Annotated in this window: 9 protein-coding genes, 2 tRNA genes and 4 rRNA genes; 11 read left to right on the forward strand and 4 right to left on the reverse strand. The window is 56.5% G+C overall.

The genetic code is table 11. From position 1 onward, the window contains the following. Nucleotides 1–39 precede the first annotated feature (39 nt). The 4 genes from J9870_RS00585 to J9870_RS00600 all read right to left on the reverse strand — a co-directional run bounded on the left by J9870_RS00585 (nt 40) and on the right by J9870_RS00600 (nt 4,267). Nucleotides 40–1,476: an NAD(P)(+) transhydrogenase (Re/Si-specific) subunit beta gene (locus J9870_RS00585; protein WP_186644832.1), complete on the reverse strand. Its 1,437-nt coding sequence runs from the start codon at nt 1,474–1,476 to the stop codon at nt 40–42. Then, on the reverse strand, nt 1,476–1,799 hold the full coding sequence (locus tag J9870_RS00590; protein WP_003187010.1) for an NAD(P) transhydrogenase subunit alpha: 324 nt from the start codon (nt 1,797–1,799) through the stop codon (nt 1,476–1,478). The genes J9870_RS00585 and J9870_RS00590 overlap by 1 nt, the downstream gene beginning before the upstream one ends. Before the next feature lie 15 nt (nt 1,800–1,814). Further along, nucleotides 1,815–2,936, reverse strand: coding sequence for a Re/Si-specific NAD(P)(+) transhydrogenase subunit alpha (locus J9870_RS00595; RefSeq protein WP_210642246.1), 1,122 nt, complete (start codon nt 2,934–2,936; stop codon nt 1,815–1,817). A gap of 434 nt (nt 2,937–3,370) precedes the next feature. Continuing rightward, nucleotides 3,371–4,267, reverse strand: coding sequence for a LysR family transcriptional regulator (locus J9870_RS00600; protein WP_210642247.1), 897 nt, complete (start codon nt 4,265–4,267; stop codon nt 3,371–3,373). Between the two features lie 158 nt (nt 4,268–4,425). On the opposite strand from J9870_RS00600, the gene J9870_RS00605 reads away from it, so the two are divergent. From J9870_RS00605 to pgaA, 11 genes are all read left to right on the forward strand, one after another. Beyond that, nucleotides 4,426–5,607 carry an acyl-CoA dehydrogenase gene (locus tag J9870_RS00605; RefSeq protein ID WP_014335919.1) on the forward strand — a complete coding sequence of 394 codons (1,182 nt, stop codon included), beginning with the start codon at nt 4,426–4,428 and terminating at the stop codon, nt 5,605–5,607. A 12-nt stretch (nt 5,608–5,619) separates the two neighbouring features. Beyond that, complete coding sequence (locus tag J9870_RS00610; RefSeq protein WP_210642248.1) at nt 5,620–6,840, forward strand: CaiB/BaiF CoA-transferase family protein; 1,221 nt, start codon at nt 5,620–5,622, stop codon at nt 6,838–6,840. Nucleotides 6,841–7,482: 642 nt separating this feature from the next. Beyond that, nucleotides 7,483–9,019 (forward strand): 16S ribosomal RNA (locus J9870_RS00615). A gap of 81 nt (nt 9,020–9,100) precedes the next feature. After that, nucleotides 9,101–9,177 (forward strand) — tRNA-Ile (locus tag J9870_RS00620). Nucleotides 9,178–9,207: 30 nt separating this feature from the next. Then, a tRNA-Ala gene (locus J9870_RS00625) sits at nt 9,208–9,283 on the forward strand. Between the two features lie 247 nt (nt 9,284–9,530). Further along, nucleotides 9,531–12,422 (forward strand): 23S ribosomal RNA (locus tag J9870_RS00630). 149 nt (nt 12,423–12,571) lie between these two features. Further along, nucleotides 12,572–12,687: ribosomal RNA gene (rrf, locus tag J9870_RS00635) — 5S ribosomal RNA — on the forward strand. Between the two features lie 108 nt (nt 12,688–12,795). Then, a 5S ribosomal RNA gene (gene rrf, locus J9870_RS00640) occupies nt 12,796–12,911 on the forward strand. Together the 16S, 23S and 5S rRNA genes with 2 tRNA genes alongside form the textbook arrangement of a ribosomal RNA operon. Nucleotides 12,912–13,093: 182 nt before the next feature. After that, nucleotides 13,094–13,729 (forward strand): NADH:ubiquinone oxidoreductase subunit N, encoded by a 636-nt coding sequence (locus J9870_RS00645; RefSeq protein WP_210642249.1) that lies wholly within the window; start codon nt 13,094–13,096, stop codon nt 13,727–13,729. Between the two features lie 153 nt (nt 13,730–13,882). Beyond that, complete coding sequence (locus J9870_RS00650) at nt 13,883–15,388, forward strand: YdgA family protein (RefSeq protein WP_210642250.1); 1,506 nt, start codon at nt 13,883–13,885, stop codon at nt 15,386–15,388. 244 nt (nt 15,389–15,632) lie between these two features. After that, nucleotides 15,633–18,113, forward strand: coding sequence for a poly-beta-1,6 N-acetyl-D-glucosamine export porin PgaA (pgaA, locus tag J9870_RS00655; protein WP_210642251.1), 2,481 nt, complete (start codon nt 15,633–15,635; stop codon nt 18,111–18,113).

Here is an 18,113-nt window from a genome sequence, read left to right on the forward strand (position 1 = left end):
CCCCGACAAGTCGGGGCGCTAGTGGTGAAGCGGTGAACGTTATTCCACCGCTTTGACCATGTCTTCGATGACCTTCTTGGCGTCACCGAACACCATCATGGTCTTGTCGAGATAGAACAGCTCGTTGTCCAGGCCGGCATAACCGCTGGCCATCGAGCGCTTGTTGACGATGATGGTCTTGGCCTTGAACGCTTCGAGGATCGGCATGCCGGCAATCGGCGATTTCGGATCGTTCTTCGCCGCCGGGTTGACCACGTCGTTGGCGCCGAGCACCAGCACCACGTCGGCCTGGCCGAACTCGGAGTTGATGTCTTCCATTTCGAACACTTGGTCGTAAGGTACTTCGGCCTCGGCGAGCAGCACGTTCATATGGCCGGGCATGCGGCCCGCTACCGGGTGGATCGCGTACTTCACGGTGACGCCGCGGTGGGTCAGCTTCTCGGTCAACTCCTTGAGCGCGTGCTGCGCCCGCGCCACCGCCAAGCCGTAGCCCGGCACGATGATCACTGTGTCGGCGTTGGTCAGCAGGAAGGTCGCGTCATCAGCCGAACCGGATTTCACCGGACGGGCTTCTTTGGAGCCTGCCGGGCCTGCGGCGTCCGCGGTGTTGCCGAAGCCGCCGAGCAACACGTTGAAGAACGAACGATTCATCGCCTTGCACATGATGTACGACAGGATCGCACCGCTCGAACCCACCAGCGAACCGGCAATGATCAGCATCGAGTTGTTCAGTGAGAAGCCGATACCCGCTGCGGCCCAACCGGAATAACTGTTGAGCATCGACACCACCACCGGCATGTCCGCGCCGCCGATCGGGATGATGATCAACACGCCCAGTACGAACGCCAGGGCCAGCATCAAGGCGAACGCGCCGAGATTACCGGTGAACATGAAGGTAAGGCCCAGGCCCAGTGTTGCAAGGCCAAGGATCAGGTTGAGCTTGTGCTGACCGCCAAACTGTACCGGTGCGCCTTGGAACAGGCGGAACTTGTACTTGCCCGACAGCTTGCCGAAGGCGATCACTGAGCCGGAGAAGGTGATAGCACCGATAGCTGCGCCGAGGAACAGCTCCAGACGGTTACCGGCCGGAATCGAATCGCCCAACTGCTTGACGATGCCCAGGGACTGCGGCTCGACCACGGCGGCAATCGCGATAAACACCGCGGCCAGGCCGATCATGCTGTGCATGAACGCAACCAATTCCGGCATCTTGGTCATCTCGACACGCTTGGCCATGATCGAACCGGCGGTGCCGCCGACCAACAGACCGACGATGACATAGCCAATGCCGGCAGTGGCCAGCTCAGCCCCTAGCTTATAAATGAGGCCCACGGTGGTAAGCACCGCCAGCGCCATGCCGAGCATGCCGAACAGGTTGCCTCGGCGGGACGTAGTGGGATGCGACAGGCCTTTGAGGGCCTGGATGAAGCAGATCGACGCGATCAGGTAGAGCGTCGTTACCAGGTTCATGCTCATTACTTGGGCGCCTCTTCTTTTACGGCTTTCGGGGCTTTTTTCTTGAACATCTCAAGCATGCGGCGCGTCACGAGGAAGCCACCGAACACGTTCACCGCGGCCAGGGCCACGGCGAGGGTGCCCATGGTCTTGCCCAGCGGCGTCACGGTCAGCGCGGCGGCGAGCATGGCGCCGACGATCACGATTGCCGAAATAGCGTTGGTCACCGCCATCAACGGTGTGTGCAGTGCGGGTGTGACGTTCCAGACCACGTGGTAACCGACATAAATCGCCAGCACGAAGATGATCAGGTTGTAGATACCGGGGGAGATAAGCTCTTCCATTGTCTGAATCCCTGCTTAGGCGTTTTTGCGGATGACTTGGCCGTCGCGGCACATCAGGCACGCGGCGACGATGTCGTCTTCCAGGTTCACGTCGAACTGACCTTCCTTGGTGAAGACCAGCTTCAGGAAGTCCAGCAGGTTGCGGGCGTACAGCGCCGAAGCATCGGCCGCGACTTCGCCGGCCAGGTTGGTCGGACCGCAAATGGTCACACCATTCGCGACCACGACCTGATCGGCTACCGTCAGTGGGCAGTTACCGCCCTGGGCCGCCGCGAGGTCGATGACCACCGAGCCGGGTTTCATCTGCGCGACGGTTTCGGCACTCAGCAAGGTCGGGGCCTTGCGGCCCGGAATCAACGCGGTGGTGATGACGATGTCAGCCTGCTTGGCGCGCTCGTGCACAGCTTGGGCCTGGCGCTGCATCCAGCTGGCAGGCATGGGCCGGGCGTAACCCCCGACACCGACGGCGCATTCACGCTCTTCGTCGGTTTCGTAAGGCACGTCGACGAACTTGGCGCCGAGGGATTCGATTTGTTCCTTCACCGCCGGGCGTACGTCCGAAGCCTCGATCACTGCACCCAGGCGCTTGGCCGTAGCAATCGCCTGCAGCCCGGCCACACCGGCACCGAGAATCAGCACGCGCGCCGCTTTTACGGTGCCCGCAGCGGTCATCAGCATCGGCATGAAGCGTGGATAGTAGTGAGCGGCGAGTAGCACGGCTTTGTAGCCGGCAATGTTCGCTTGAGAAGACAGCACATCCAGGCTCTGGGCGCGGGAGGTGCGGGGCGCGGCCTCAAGGGCGAAAGCGGTTATGCCACGTTCGGCCAGCTTGGCGATGGTTTCGTTGTTGAACGGGTTGAGCATGCCCACCAGAACGGTGCCGCTCTTGATCAACGCCAGTTCGCTGTCGCTGGGGGCGACCACCTTGAGGATCAGCTCGGCCCCAAACGCGTCATTGGCGCTGCCAATGGTCGCACCTGCAGCTTCATAGGCACTGTCAACAACGCTTGCCTTGATGCCGGCACCGCTTTGAACAGTGACTTTATGGCCTTGGCCGATCAGCTTCTTGATGGTTTCCGGGGTTGCAGCAACCCGTGTTTCGCCCGTTTGGGTTTCGAGGGGAACACCAATGTGCACGTCAAATCTCCTGCGTGATCTTATTGAGTAAACCCAGGCACTTCGGATGGTGCGGCTGGGGCGGCCGATCAGCACGATCCCGCCGAATCAGGCGGGGCGCGGCATTTTGCAGGCGAAAATTCAGCCCTTCAAGGGATTATGACTGGTGACGGAAAATTAACTACAAGTCACCCTGTGACCGAATGTCGCAATTGTTGGTTAGAACCCCTTGTAGGCCGTGCTTTTCAAGGATTAAGGCCTGAATTGACCCATCTTCCCATCGGCCAGATGAATAAGCCCTGATGCGCTGCGCGATATGGCTCAAAGCCATGCATTTAAACGCTTTAGAGACTACGGTACTAACTTCATAACAGATTGACTGAATGCGACATAAACTTATATCTGTAGCGTTTTTTGTTAGTTGACTACCTAAGTCGGGTATATATTTTTCCTTATTAATCAAGCTGATAGCTAATAGCCTGTCGTACAAGCCAATCGCGAAAGGCCTGAAGAGACGCAGATTCGACCTTTCGCTCAGGAATCATCAAGTAGTAGGCCTTGATACTCGACAGCGCGTTACGGTTGGCAACGACCAATCGTTTCTCTGCCAGCTCGCGCTGAATCAAAAAGGGAGGGATCAACGCGATCCCCATGTCGTGCATGGCCGCCTGAGCAAGCATGGAGAATAGTTCATAACGCGGGCCTGTCAGGTCTCGCGCAATGTTCAAGTTCTGTGAGTTGAACCACTGGCGCCATGCATACGGGCGAGTGGTCTGCTGGAGCAAGGGTAATTCGGCGATAGCCTCTGGTGTCAGACTCTTCCGGTCGCCTAGTAAGGTGGGACTGCATACCGGCATCGGATTTTCGCCCATCAGCTTGTGGGATTGGGTGCCGGACCAGTCCGCATCGCCAAAATAGATGGCGGCGTCAAACTCTGTGTCCGCAAAGAGGAAGGGGCGCGTACGGTTGGTCAGATTGACGGTGACTTCTGGGTGCTGTTGCTGGAAATCCTTGAGGCGCGGTAGTAGCCATTGGGTGCCGAACGTTGGTACCACCGCCAGCTCGATGACGTTCGCGCCGGTGTGTCCCATTACCGAAAGGGTATCGCGCTCCACGGCGTCCAGTTGGGTGGCAACCCGGCGGCTGTAGGAAAGACCTGCTTCGGTCAGTTTGACCCCGCGTCGTGAACGTCGGAACAGTTCCACGCTGAGGAACTCTTCCAGGCTGGCAATCTGTCGGCAAATGGCTCCTTGTGTAAGAGAAAGCTCTTGCGCGGCCTTGGTGAAGCTCTCGTGACGTGCGGCAGCCTCAAAACTGATCAGGGCGGTGGTGCTAGGGATTTTACGACGCATGTACGAAAGCCTCACTCAATATTGGCATAAACGGGGTTTACGACGTTTACGGAGTGAGAAATTAGCACAACACTATGCGGAATCCTCGTTTGCCCTTGTAGGAAAGCACGCCTAGGATCAATCCACGTTTTTTCATTTAATTGGCGAGGACTCTTTTCATGGCCGGTAAAGCGAGCTTCAACTGGATCGATCCATTGTTGCTGGACCAGCAGCTCACTGAAGAGGAGCGCATGATTCGCGACACTGCTGAGCAGTTCGCCCAACAGAAGCTGGCCCCGCGAGTGCTGGAAGCGTTCCGTCATGAAAAAACCGACCCGGCCATCTTCCGTGAAATGGGTGAAGTGGGGCTGCTGGGCGCTACCATTCCCGAGCAATACGGTGGCAGTGGGCTGAACTACGTCAGCTATGGCCTGATCGCCCGAGAAGTGGAGCGCGTCGATTCAGGCTATCGCTCGATGATGAGCGTGCAGTCCTCGCTGGTCATGGTGCCGATCAATGAATTCGGCACTGAGGCCCAAAAGCAAAAGTATCTGCCGAAGCTGGCCTCCGGTGAATGGATCGGTTGCTTCGGCCTGACCGAGCCAAACCATGGGTCCGACCCGGGCGCGATGATTACTCGTGCGCGCAAGGTCGAAGGCGGTTACAGCCTGACGGGTAGCAAGATGTGGATCACCAACAGTCCTATTGCCGACGTATTTGTTGTCTGGGGCAAGGACGATGCGGGGGATATCCGTGGCTTCGTGCTCGAGAAGGGTTGGAAAGGCCTGAGTGCGCCGGCCATTCATGGCAAGGTCGGCCTGCGAGCTTCGATCACTGGTGAGATCGTCATGGATAACGTGTTCGTTCCGGAAGAAAACATCTTCCCGGATGTCCGTGGCCTGAAGGGGCCGTTCACCTGTCTGAATTCGGCGCGCTACGGCATCTCCTGGGGGGCCTTGGGTGCTGCTGAATTCTGCTGGCATACCGCTCGCCAATACACGCTGGACCGGCAGCAGTTTGGTCGTCCTCTGGCCGCCAATCAGTTGATCCAGAAGAAGCTGGCTGACATGCAGACCGAAATCACCCTCGCCCTGCAAGGATGTCTGCGTCTGGGGCGCATGAAAGATGAGGGTACGGCTGCGGTTGAAATCACTTCGATCATGAAGCGCAACTCCTGCGGCAAGTCTCTGGATATTGCTCGCATGGCGCGGGACATGTTGGGCGGCAACGGTATATCCGATGAGTTCGGCATCGCCCGCCATCTAGTGAACCTTGAAGTAGTGAATACCTACGAAGGCACGCACGACGTTCATGCGCTGATTCTTGGGCGTGCGCAAACCGGCATCCAGGCGTTCTATTAATAGGAGGACGGCATGGGCGCGCTTTCGCATCTGCGGGTATTGGATTTATCGAGGGTGCTGGCTGGGCCTTGGGCCGGACAGATCCTGGCTGACCTGGGGGCCGAGGTTATCAAGGTCGAGCGTCCTGGCAGCGGTGACGATACGCGCGCCTGGGGGCCGCCTTTCCTGAAGGATGCCTATGGCGAGAATACGACCGAGGCGGCGTATTACTTGTCGGCCAATCGCAACAAGCAATCGGTGACTATCGATTTCACTCGTCCCGAGGGGCAGAAGCTGGTGCGGGAACTGGCGGCCAAGTCCGACATCCTGATCGAGAACTTCAAGGTGGGCGGGTTGGCGGCTTATGGTCTGGACTACGACTCGCTGAAGGCGGCCAACCCGCAATTGATCTATTGCTCGATTACCGGGTTCGGCCAGACTGGTCCTTATGCCAAGCGCGCCGGGTATGACTTTATGATTCAGGGGTTGGGAGGCCTGATGAGCCTTACGGGGCGCCCTGAAGGAGATGAGGGGGCGGGGCCGGTGAAAGTCGGGGTCGCGCTCACGGATATTCTGACAGGTGTTTATTCGACTGTTGCCATTCTGGCGGCGCTGGCTCACCGCGAGCACGCAGGCGGTGGGCAGCATATCGATATGGCCTTGCTGGATGTTCAGGTGGCTTGCCTGGCCAACCAGGCAATGAACTACCTGGCCACAGGTGCTGCGCCGAAACGACTCGGTAACGCTCATCCGAACATCGTGCCCTACCAGGACTTTCCTACGGCTGACGGTGACTTCATCCTTACTGTGGGGAATGACGGTCAGTTCCGAAAGTTTGCCGAGGTGGCCGGTCAGCCGCAGTGGGCTGATGATCCTCGTTTCGCGACAAACAAACTGCGGGTGGCGAATCGGGCGATCCTGATTCCGTTGATTCGTCAGGCGACGGTCTTCAAGACTACTGCTGAATGGGTGGCTCAGTTAGAGCAGGCCGGTGTGCCTTGTGGACCAATCAATGATCTGGCGCAGGTGTTTGCTGACCCCCAGGTGCAGGCTCGCGGGTTGGCGATGGAATTGCCTCACGCGCTGGCGGGTAAAGTACCGCAGGTGGCCAGCCCGATTCGTTTGTCCGAGACGCCGGTGGAGTATCGTAGCGCGCCTCCTTTATTAGGAGAGCACACGCTGGAGGTGCTGCAGCGGGTATTAGGGGTGGATGAGGCCACGGTGAAGGCTTTGAGGGAGGCCGGGGTCCTTTGAGTCTTCCTTCTATATAGATGAAGTCGTTTAGAAGGTGGGGGGGGCGGTTTTCTGGTGTTCTCGCAACTTATTGATAGAAAAGCGTAATTAAGGGTTGACGGCAAATTCTGGACGTCTATAATTCGCCCCACTTCCGGCGCAGTCGAAACGGAAAACTCCTTGAGTTTCAATGAGTTAACCATGTTTTGAAGGTGCCGGGCTTCAGTTCATCGAAGCCAGGAAGCAGTTGATAAGGCAGTGTTTGTTTGGCCTTGTCAGCGATTCGATCTTCTCGGTCGAAAGCGGAGAAAAAGAGGTGTTGACAGCAGCGAGTAACGCTGTAGAATTCGCCTCCCGCTAACGAGAGATCGGAGGCGCAAGTGGTTGAAGTTGTTGATGTTTCCCAAGCGAAACTTTGAAAACTTCTTAAAATAACCGCTTGACAGATACATCGGGCGCTGTAGAATGCGCGCCTCGGTTGAGACGAAAGCTCTTAACCAACCGCTCTTTAACAACTGAATCAAGCAATTCGTGTGGGTGCTTGTGGAGTCAGACTGCTAGTCAACAGATTATCAGCATCACAAGTTACTCCGCGAGAAATCAAAGATGTAACCAACGATTGCTGAGCCAAGTTTAGGGTTTTCTCAAAACCCAAAGATGTTTGAACTGAAGAGTTTGATCATGGCTCAGATTGAACGCTGGCGGCAGGCCTAACACATGCAAGTCGAGCGGTAGAGAGGTGCTTGCACCTCTTGAGAGCGGCGGACGGGTGAGTAATGCCTAGGAATCTGCCTGGTAGTGGGGGATAACGCTCGGAAACGGACGCTAATACCGCATACGTCCTACGGGAGAAAGCAGGGGACCTTCGGGCCTTGCGCTATCAGATGAGCCTAGGTCGGATTAGCTAGTTGGTGGGGTAATGGCTCACCAAGGCGACGATCCGTAACTGGTCTGAGAGGATGATCAGTCACACTGGAACTGAGACACGGTCCAGACTCCTACGGGAGGCAGCAGTGGGGAATATTGGACAATGGGCGAAAGCCTGATCCAGCCATGCCGCGTGTGTGAAGAAGGTCTTCGGATTGTAAAGCACTTTAAGTTGGGAGGAAGGGCAGTTACTTAATACGTGATTGTCTTGACGTTACCGACAGAATAAGCACCGGCTAACTCTGTGCCAGCAGCCGCGGTAATACAGAGGGTGCAAGCGTTAATCGGAATTACTGGGCGTAAAGCGCGCGTAGGTGGTTCGTTAAGTTGGATGTGAAATCCCCGGGCTCAACCTGGGAACTGCATTCAAAACTGTCGAGCTAGAGTATGGTAGAGGGTGGTGGAATTTCCTGTGTAGCGGTGAAATGCGTAGATATAGGAAGGAACACCAGTGGCGAAGGCGACCACCTGGACTGATACTGACACTGAGGTGCGAAAGCGTGGGGAGCAAACAGGATTAGATACCCTGGTAGTCCACGCCGTAAACGATGTCAACTAGCCGTTGGGAGCCTTGAGCTCTTAGTGGCGCAGCTAACGCATTAAGTTGACCGCCTGGGGAGTACGGCCGCAAGGTTAAAACTCAAATGAATTGACGGGGGCCCGCACAAGCGGTGGAGCATGTGGTTTAATTCGAAGCAACGCGAAGAACCTTACCAGGCCTTGACATCCAATGAACTTTCCAGAGATGGATTGGTGCCTTCGGGAACATTGAGACAGGTGCTGCATGGCTGTCGTCAGCTCGTGTCGTGAGATGTTGGGTTAAGTCCCGTAACGAGCGCAACCCTTGTCCTTAGTTACCAGCACGTTATGGTGGGCACTCTAAGGAGACTGCCGGTGACAAACCGGAGGAAGGTGGGGATGACGTCAAGTCATCATGGCCCTTACGGCCTGGGCTACACACGTGCTACAATGGTCGGTACAGAGGGTTGCCAAGCCGCGAGGTGGAGCTAATCCCACAAAACCGATCGTAGTCCGGATCGCAGTCTGCAACTCGACTGCGTGAAGTCGGAATCGCTAGTAATCGCGAATCAGAATGTCGCGGTGAATACGTTCCCGGGCCTTGTACACACCGCCCGTCACACCATGGGAGTGGGTTGCACCAGAAGTAGCTAGTCTAACCTTCGGGGGGACGGTTACCACGGTGTGATTCATGACTGGGGTGAAGTCGTAACAAGGTAGCCGTAGGGGAACCTGCGGCTGGATCACCTCCTTAATCGACGACCGCAGCTGCTTCATGAGCTCCCACACGAATTGCTTGATTCATTGAAGAAGACGAAAGAAGCAGCCCGAAATTGGGTCTGTAGCTCAGTTGGTTAGAGCGCACCCCTGATAAGGGTGAGGTCGGCAGTTCGAATCTGCCCAGACCCACCAATTTTGTGTGGGAAACGCCTGTAGAAATACGGGGCCATAGCTCAGCTGGGAGAGCGCCTGCCTTGCACGCAGGAGGTCAGCGGTTCGATCCCGCTTGGCTCCACCACTACTGCTTCGATTGTGTAAAGCTTAGAAATGAGCATTCCATCAAGGTGATGGTGAATGTTGATTTCTAGTCTTTGACTAGTTCGTTCTTTAAAAATTTGGGTATGTGATAGAAAGATAGACTGAACGTTACTTTCACTGGTAACGGATCAGGCTAAGGTAAAATTTGTGAGTTGCTCTTTGAGCATGCATGCGAATTTTCGGCGAATGTCGTCTTCACAGTATAACCAGATTGCTTGGGGTTATATGGTCAAGTGAAGAAGCGCATACGGTGGATGCCTTGGCAGTCAGAGGCGATGAAAGACGTGGTAGCCTGCGAAAAGCTTCGGGGAGTCGGCAAACAGACTTTGATCCGGAGATGTCTGAATGGGGGAACCCAGCCATCATAAGATGGTTATCTTGTACTGAATACATAGGTGCAAGAGGCGAACCAGGGGAACTGAAACATCTAAGTACCCTGAGGAAAAGAAATCAACCGAGATTCCCTTAGTAGTGGCGAGCGAACGGGGACTAGCCCTTAAGCTTCTTTGATTTTAGCGGAACGCTCTGGAAAGTGCGGCCATAGTGGGTGATAGCCCTGTACGCGAAAGGATCTTAGAAGTGAAATCGAGTAGGACGGAGCACGAGAAACTTTGTCTGAATATGGGGGGACCATCCTCCAAGGCTAAATACTACTGACTGACCGATAGTGAACTAGTACCGTGAGGGAAAGGCGAAAAGAACCCCGGAGAGGGGAGTGAAATAGATCCTGAAACCGTATGCGTACAAGCAGTGGGAGCCCACTTTGTTGGGTGACTGCGTACCTTTTGTATAATGGGTCAGCGACTTATTTTCAGTGGCGAGCTTAACCGAATAGGGGAGGCGTAGCGAAAGCGAGTCTTAATAGGGCGTCTAGTCGCTGGGAATAGACCCGAAACCGGGCGATCTATCCATGGGCAGGTTGAAGGTTGGGTAACACTAACTGGAGGACCGAACCGACTACCGTTGAAAAGTTAGCGGATGACCTGTGGATCGGAGTGAAAGGCTAATCAAGCTCGGAGATAGCTGGTTCTCCTCGAAAGCTATTTAGGTAGCGCCTCATGTATCACTGTAGGGGGTAGAGCACTGTTTCGGCTAGGGGGTCATCCCGACTTACCAAACCGATGCAAACTCCGAATACCTACAAGTGCCGAGCATGGGAGACACACGGCGGGTGCTAACGTCCGTCGTGAAAAGGGAAACAACCCAGACCGTCAGCTAAGGTCCCAAAGTTATGGTTAAGTGGGAAACGATGTGGGAAGGCTTAGACAGCTAGGAGGTTGGCTTAGAAGCAGCCACCCTTTAAAGAAAGCGTAATAGCTCACTAGTCGAGTCGGCCTGCGCGGAAGATGTAACGGGGCTCAAACCATACACCGAAGCTACGGGTATCACGCAAGTGATGCGGTAGAGGAGCGTTCTGTAAGCCTGTGAAGGTGAGTTGAGAAGCTTGCTGGAGGTATCAGAAGTGCGAATGCTGACATGAGTAACGACAATGGGTGTGAAAAACACCCACGCCGAAAGACCAAGGTTTCCTGCGCAACGTTAATCGACGCAGGGTTAGTCGGTCCCTAAGGCGAGGCTGAAAAGCGTAGTCGATGGAAAACAGGTTAATATTCCTGTACTTCTGGTTATTGCGATGGAGGGACGGAGAAGGCTAGGCCAGCTTGGCGTTGGTTGTCCAAGTTTAAGGTGGTAGGCTGAGATCTTAGGTAAATCCGGGATCTTAAGGCCGAGAGCTGATGACGAGTTACCCTTTGGGTGACGAAGTGGTTGATGCCATGCTTCCAAGAAAAGCTTCTAAGCTTCAGGTAACCAGGAACCGTACCCCAAACCGACACAGGTGGTTGGGTAGAGAATACCAAGGCGCTTGAGAGAACTCGGGTGAAGGAACTAGGCAAAATGGCACCGTAACTTCGGGAGAAGGTGCGCCGGTGAGGGTGAAGCATTTACTGCGTAAGCCCACGCCGGTCGAAGATACCAGGCCGCTGCGACTGTTTATTAAAAACACAGCACTCTGCAAACACGAAAGTGGACGTATAGGGTGTGACGCCTGCCCGGTGCCGGAAGGTTAATTGATGGGGTTAGCTAACGCGAAGCTCTTGATCGAAGCCCCGGTAAACGGCGGCCGTAACTATAACGGTCCTAAGGTAGCGAAATTCCTTGTCGGGTAAGTTCCGACCTGCACGAATGGCGTAACGATGGCGGCGCTGTCTCCACCCGAGACTCAGTGAAATTGAAATCGCTGTGAAGATGCAGTGTATCCGCGGCTAGACGGAAAGACCCCGTGAACCTTTACTATAGCTTTGCACTGGACTTTGAATTTGCTTGTGTAGGATAGGTGGGAGGCTTTGAAGCGTGGACGCCAGTTCGCGTGGAGCCATCCTTGAAATACCACCCTGGCAACTTTGAGGTTCTAACTCAGGTCCGTTATCCGGATCGAGGACAGTGTATGGTGGGTAGTTTGACTGGGGCGGTCTCCTCCTAAAGAGTAACGGAGGAGTACGAAGGTGCGCTCAGACCGGTCGGAAATCGGTCGTAGAGTATAAAGGCAAAAGCGCGCTTGACTGCGAGACAGACACGTCGAGCAGGTACGAAAGTAGGTCTTAGTGATCCGGTGGTTCTGTATGGAAGGGCCATCGCTCAACGGATAAAAGGTACTCCGGGGATAACAGGCTGATACCGCCCAAGAGTTCATATCGACGGCGGTGTTTGGCACCTCGATGTCGGCTCATCACATCCTGGGGCTGAAGCCGGTCCCAAGGGTATGGCTGTTCGCCATTTAAAGTGGTACGCGAGCTGGGTTTAGAACGTCGTGAGACAGTTCGGTCCCTATCTGCCGTGGACGTTTGAGATTTGAGAGGGGCTGCTCCTAGTACGAGAGGACCGGAGTGGACGAACCTCTGGTGTTCCGGTTGTCACGCCAGTGGCATTGCCGGGTAGCTATGTTCGGGAAAGATAACCGCTGAAAGCATCTAAGCGGGAAACTTGCCTCAAGATGAGATCTCACTGGGACCTTGAGTCCCCTGAAGGGCCGTCGAAGACTACGACGTTGATAGGCAGGGTGTGTAAGCGCTGTGAGGCGTTGAGCTAACCTGTACTAATTGCCCGTGAGGCTTGACCATATAACACCCAAGCAATTTGCTGACCCGAAAGGGCACCAGATTGCGGTGTGTGAAGACGACATGAACCGAAGGTTCGCAGCAAACACACAAACTATCGCATGCCCATTCGCTGGAACGTGACCGCAAGGCACGCGCTGGCTACCGAATTTCTTGACGACCATAGAGCATTGGAACCACCTGATCCCATCCCGAACTCAGCAGTGAAACGATGCATCGCCGATGGTAGTGTGGGGTTTCCCCATGTGAGAGTAGGTCATCGTCAAGATTAAATTCCGAAACCCCTATCTGCTGATGCGGGTAGGGGTTTTGTTTTAAGTAGAAGTTATAGATTTTCACTGGCTCGTTGTCGTTGAACGGGCTGGTCACAGAATTTCTTGACGACCATAGAGCATTGGAACCACCTGATCCCATCCCGAACTCAGCAGTGAAACGATGCATCGCCGATGGTAGTGTGGGGTTTCCCCATGTGAGAGTAGGTCATCGTCAAGATTGAATTCCCAAAACCCCTGTCTGCTGCTGCAGACAGGGGTTTTGTCGTTTTGGGCCGGTAATCGGATCGGCGCCTCTGATTGCTGTCGACGCCCGGCAAACCCCGAGGCCGTTGCTATGCTGTGATAGTCGGGCACTGGCGAAAAGGGCCCGCGACGTCACTGGTCATGGGGATTCCAATAATGAAAAACCCTTATGCTCCCGGCTTCTGGTGCGCTATTGCGGCGTTGACGCTGCTGTCGGCCACTTATTTCTACGGCGTCATGCTCACTCACCAGATCGACAAGGCGCTGCTGTTCCTGGATAGCGCGGCTGCGTTGATCGGCGTGATCTCTATCGCAATCGTGGCTTGGGCTTCGCTTCAGGGCCAACGCATCAAGAAAAAACACCTTGAGCAAGGCAAGACACTGGTGCTGATCTGGGACACCAAGGTGGCGCTGCGGCGTGTCGAAACGGTGTTTGATCGTTATTTCTGGGGCAGTTACTGGCAGCCTGGTCGCACGTTCCAGGAAGTCATGGGGGAGCTCACCGGTACGCCGTTGGAAAAAAGCCTAGAAGCCCTCAAGGCCCAATGCGCTGCCTTGGACAAGCAAGTTACCCAGGACGGTTGGCATTGGCTCAATAACGCCCGTGAGCTGTGCGACGTCGCTAACGCCATGGCTCGAGAACGCTACCAACTGGACTTCTGCGATTCGCGGGCAGAGTCATCAGGCGCGGCGGTGATCAACCGCGATTTTGAAGTGCTGGTGTACACCTGGACGGCACGGTTGAAGACTTTCGACCATCAACTCGATGAGATTGAAGTCCAATATTCGTAGACCACCTCGCAAGAATATTCTTTTCCCCCTTTAAACATTGGGCCCGCTGGGGTGCCTGATGGTAATCTCCCTCCACTTTACGGCGTCGAGCCACACCCCTTACGGGTCAGGGAAGACGACTTTCTTCAACTATGGATATCGATCAGGTCACACATGAATAAATCAGCAAGCGTACTTCTTGGAATCGTTGTGGTTATCGGGGCTGTCAGTGCAGGTGGCGCCTGGTACACCGGTACGAAGCTTGAAGGAGTGCTGCAAACCGCTATTGCCGATAGTAATAAACAAATGCAAACGGCTTTGGCCGGGTCCAATAGCACCTCTTCGATCGAGTTGGTTTCCCTCGACCGTGGGACGTTCAGCAGCACCGCCCACTATCGTCTCAAGGGCGAAGGCGAGATATTTGGCGCAGAGCCGATCGAGCTGCTCTTCGTCGACAAGATCGAACACGGCCCCCTGCCATTCTCGCGTCTGGTGACGCTCAAGTGGCTGCCGGTCATGGCGACCAGCCACAGCGAGCTTGAGCGTAATCCATTGACTGAAAAGTGGTTCGCCGCCGCCAAGGACCAGTCACCGCTCAAAGGTGTGCTCAACCTGGGCTATGACAAGTCCATCAATGGCAGCTACGAGTTGCTGCCATTGGATACCAAGCTGGATGAGCAATCGCAGCTCACCTTCTCCGGTCTGAAGATCGATTTGGCCGCCAGCGCCCAGGCACAGAAGATCAAGGCCGACGGTTACATGGATAGCTTCAAGCTGACCACCGTCGCAGAGGACCAGACTCCAGTGCAGGTCGAGGTGAACGGTCTTACGTTGGCCAGTAACCTGAGCAAAAGCTCCTACGGCTACTACATGGGTGATAACACCCTGCTGCTGAGCAGCGTCAGGAGCACTTTTGGTGAGCCGAAATCGGTGTTTGGCCTGAAGAACTTCGAGATGAAGAACAACAGCACCGAGAGCGGGACCAGTGCATCGGGGCGTGCGGATTACAAGATCGGAGAATTGTCGTTCAACGATAAGACCATCGGCTCGGCACAAATGGCGGTCAGCCTGAAGAACCTGGACATTCCCGCCACGATGTCGCTGATGCAGGTCTATCAGACCAAATTGCAGCCCTACGAAAAAGCTGCTGCCGAGGCCGCTGCAGCTGGCGAACCGGCTCCAGAGTTGAACCTGACCGAGGCTGAAGAAGCGCAGGTCAAAGCCGATCTGGAAAAACTCCTGGCTGGCGGCCCACAAGTGGCGCTGGAAAACCTGTCGTTCAATACCGCCAACGGGGAAAGCCGTGCGAGCCTGGTCGTCGATCTGGCCAAGCCGCAATCGATGGACCTGCCACCCGATGAGTTGGGCCGTCAGTTGCTCGCGCTGTTGGAATTCAACCTGAAAGTATCCAAGCCGATGCTGGTGGATCTGATGACCGTGCAGGCGCAGATGGAAGGTCAAACTGACGCCAAACTGATCGCCGACCAAGCCACCGCCACCAGCGATATGTTCAGCGCCATGGCCGTCGGTACAGAACTGGCGACGCTTGAAGGCAGTGATGTGGTCACTAAGCTGCACTACGCCAACAATCAGGTCGATTTCAACGGCAAGAAAATGACCGTTGAGCAATTCACCGCCTTCGTCATGAGTAAGCTGGGCGGCGGCGTCGCCATCCAGTAACCGCTCAAGTACCAGCTGAAGCCCGACCCGTGCATTGCGCACGGGCCGGGCTTTTTTTTGCCTATCGACAATCCACCACCGAAATATTCATCGATTCTGAAGAATTGTGGCGTTCTGAAAAATGACCCGTTCGGGAGTGCAAAACTAGGCCCATTAGAGCTTGGCTGGATTCCTTTGATCCGGCTTCCTGTTTGATGGGCAAGGGGGCACTGCGACCCGGCTGGCCATGTAAGGATGCTGACGAATGCCGCGTACTGTGGGTCCTTTTATTCAACGTGGTTTGCGCCCGTTGTTTCGCGTCGCACTGTGCAGCCAATTGTGCTGGCCGATGTTGGCGTTTGCCGACACTGCCTATGACCAAATGGTGCTCGACGCTCGTGCCGGCCATTACACGCCCGCTTTGACCGCCTTGCGCCAAGTGCCGGCCAGTCAGGCCAGTGCCGCGCAGATCAGCGACCATCTGCAGATCGCCAGTTGGGCCGGTTTCGACGCCGAGGTGGTGCAGGTCTATGAAAGCCAGGGCCGCTATCGTGACTTGCCGGTTCAGGCGCTGACCGCAACGGCTCGCGCTTATCGCAACCTCAAGCGCTGGGATGCGGCTGCCGAGCTGTATCGCCAGGCGTTGGCAATCGACCCGCGCAACCCCGACCTGCAACTCGGCCTGGCCTTGACCCAAGCCGATGCCGGCAAGCCCGACGAAGCGGTCAGCCGTGCCAGGGCCTTGGTCGCTGCCAAACCTGAAGATCCAATGCGCCGACTGGCCCTGGGCTATGCCCTGACCCGTGCGAACAATCCCCATGAAGCACTGTTCGAGTACGACCAAGCCTTTACCCGCGCCGGCAACAAGCCGGAGGTCGCCCGGGAATACATCAACGCCCTGCAACGCGCTCAACTGCCGGAGCCGGCCCTGCGCCTGGCCCGTCTACAGCCAGGTCTGATCGACCGTGGCATGCAACGGCGGCTCGAAGGTGATGTGGCGGCCGAACGGGTACGCCTGACGGATATGGCGAGTCGCAGCGAAACGGAACGCTTCATCATTGCAGACCGCGCCTTGGCCGATTACGACAAACTACTGGCGACCTGGAGCCCGGTGGCCGAGGCCCATGACGACGTGCTCCGTTGGCGCATCGATCGCTTGGGTGCCCTCAACGCTCGCGCCCGTCGGGCTGAAGTGATAGCCGAATACCAAAAGCTGATCGCCGAGGGCGTGAGCATTCCGACTTATGCCCTGCGCTGGGTGGCTTCTTCCTATCTGGAGCAGCGCGAGCCGGAGATCGCCGTCGATCTGTACCGCCGGGTATTGAGCGCGCCTGATGCCGACCCTGCGGACCGTTTCGAGGACAGTACCGCGCTCTATTACGCGCTGCTGGAAAGTGAAAAGTCCGAAGACGCCCGTATGCTGGCCGAGGACTTGGCGAAATCCGAGCCTTCGCGTGTCGAGCTCAAGGGCTTGCCGATCGGCAACCCCAATGACGACTGGATGGACGCTCAGCAACTGGCCGCCCAGGCCGGCACATACGGCGCCGACCTGCCCTCTGCCGAAGCGCGTCTGGAAACCCTGGTCAATCAAGGCCCCGGTAACATCGGCCTGCGCTTGGCCCAGGCCGATCTGTACCAGGCCCGTGACTGGCCGCGTCGTTCGGAAAGCCTGCTCAAGGAGGTCGAGACGACGACGCCGCGCGACCGTGGACTGGAAGTCGCCCAGGCCCGTGCCGCCATGGATTTGCAGGAGTGGCGGCAGATGGATGCGCTGGTCGATGACGTGGTCGCCCGCTACCCGGAAAACGCCCATGTCAAACGCCTGCAACGCCAGCGTGAAGTGCATGACATGGCGGAGTTGCGCATCGAGGCCTACACCGGCAAGAGCTATGGCGGCGGCAGCGGCGACGCTGGTGCGGTCACCGGCAGTCGGGATTTTGGTATCGAAACGCTGCTCTACAGCCCACCCATCGACGAAGACTGGCGGCTGTTCGGCGGTGCCGGTTACGCCACCGGTGATTTCGAGGAAGGCACTGGCCATCACCGCTGGCAGCGCCTTGGCGTAGAGCGCCGTACCCGAGACATGACTCTGGAAGCCGAGGTCTCCAACCACTCGTATGGTTCCGGTGACAAACAGGGCGCGCGCCTGGCCGTGGCCCGAGACATCAATGACCACTGGCAATACGGCGGTAGCCTGGATTACCTCTCAGCCGAAACCCCGTTGCGGGCGCTCAACAGCGGCATCCGTGCCAATGGCGGCAGCGGCTTTGTTCGCTGGCGCGCCAATGAAAGTCGAGAGTGGCGACTGGCTGTCAGCCCGTCCCATTTCAGCGATGGCAATAACCGCCTCGAGACTGTGCTTACCGGTCGTGAAGGCCTCTACAGCGCACCGCGGCTGCAAGTGGAAATGGGCCTGGAGGTCGCGGCCAGTCGCAACAGTGGTTCGAATGAAGTGCCGTACTTCAACCCCAAAGCCGACTTCACCTTCATGCCGACCGTGAGCGCCAACCACGTGCTGTACCGCCGCTACGAAACCACCTGGAGCCAGCAGTTCCAAGTGGGCGCCGGTACTTACAGCCAGCGCGATCACAGTACCGGCGCCATGGGGTTGCTCGGCTACGGCCAGCGTTTCATCTGGAACGACGTGCTGGAGGCAGGCGCCGCACTGAGCTGGCTCAACCGCCCTTACGACGGCGACCGCGAAAGCGATCTGCGCCTGCTTGTCGACCTCACCTACCGCTTCTAG

The sequence above is a fragment of the Pseudomonas sp. Tri1 genome (assembly GCF_017968885.1).
GTDB lineage: Bacteria > Pseudomonadota > Gammaproteobacteria > Pseudomonadales > Pseudomonadaceae > Aquipseudomonas.

Bases quoted from the DNA above. Each gene is read 5' to 3' on its own strand.
- J9870_RS00605 (WP_014335919.1), top strand. From the start codon at position 4,426: ATGGCCGGTAAAGCGAGCTTCAACTGGATCGATCCATTGTTGCTGGAC.
- J9870_RS00585 (WP_186644832.1), bottom strand. From the start codon at position 1,476: ATGAGCATGAACCTGGTAACGACGCTCTACCTGATCGCGTCGATCTGC.
- J9870_RS00650 (WP_210642250.1), top strand. From the start codon at position 13,883: ATGAATAAATCAGCAAGCGTACTTCTTGGAATCGTTGTGGTTATCGGG.
- pgaA (WP_210642251.1), top strand. From the start codon at position 15,633: ATGCCGCGTACTGTGGGTCCTTTTATTCAACGTGGTTTGCGCCCGTTG.
- J9870_RS00590 (WP_003187010.1), bottom strand. From the start codon at position 1,799: ATGGAAGAGCTTATCTCCCCCGGTATCTACAACCTGATCATCTTCGTG.
- J9870_RS00610 (WP_210642248.1), top strand. From the start codon at position 5,620: ATGGGCGCGCTTTCGCATCTGCGGGTATTGGATTTATCGAGGGTGCTG.
- J9870_RS00600 (WP_210642247.1), bottom strand. From the start codon at position 4,267: ATGCGTCGTAAAATCCCTAGCACCACCGCCCTGATCAGTTTTGAGGCT.
- J9870_RS00645 (WP_210642249.1), top strand. From the start codon at position 13,094: ATGAAAAACCCTTATGCTCCCGGCTTCTGGTGCGCTATTGCGGCGTTG.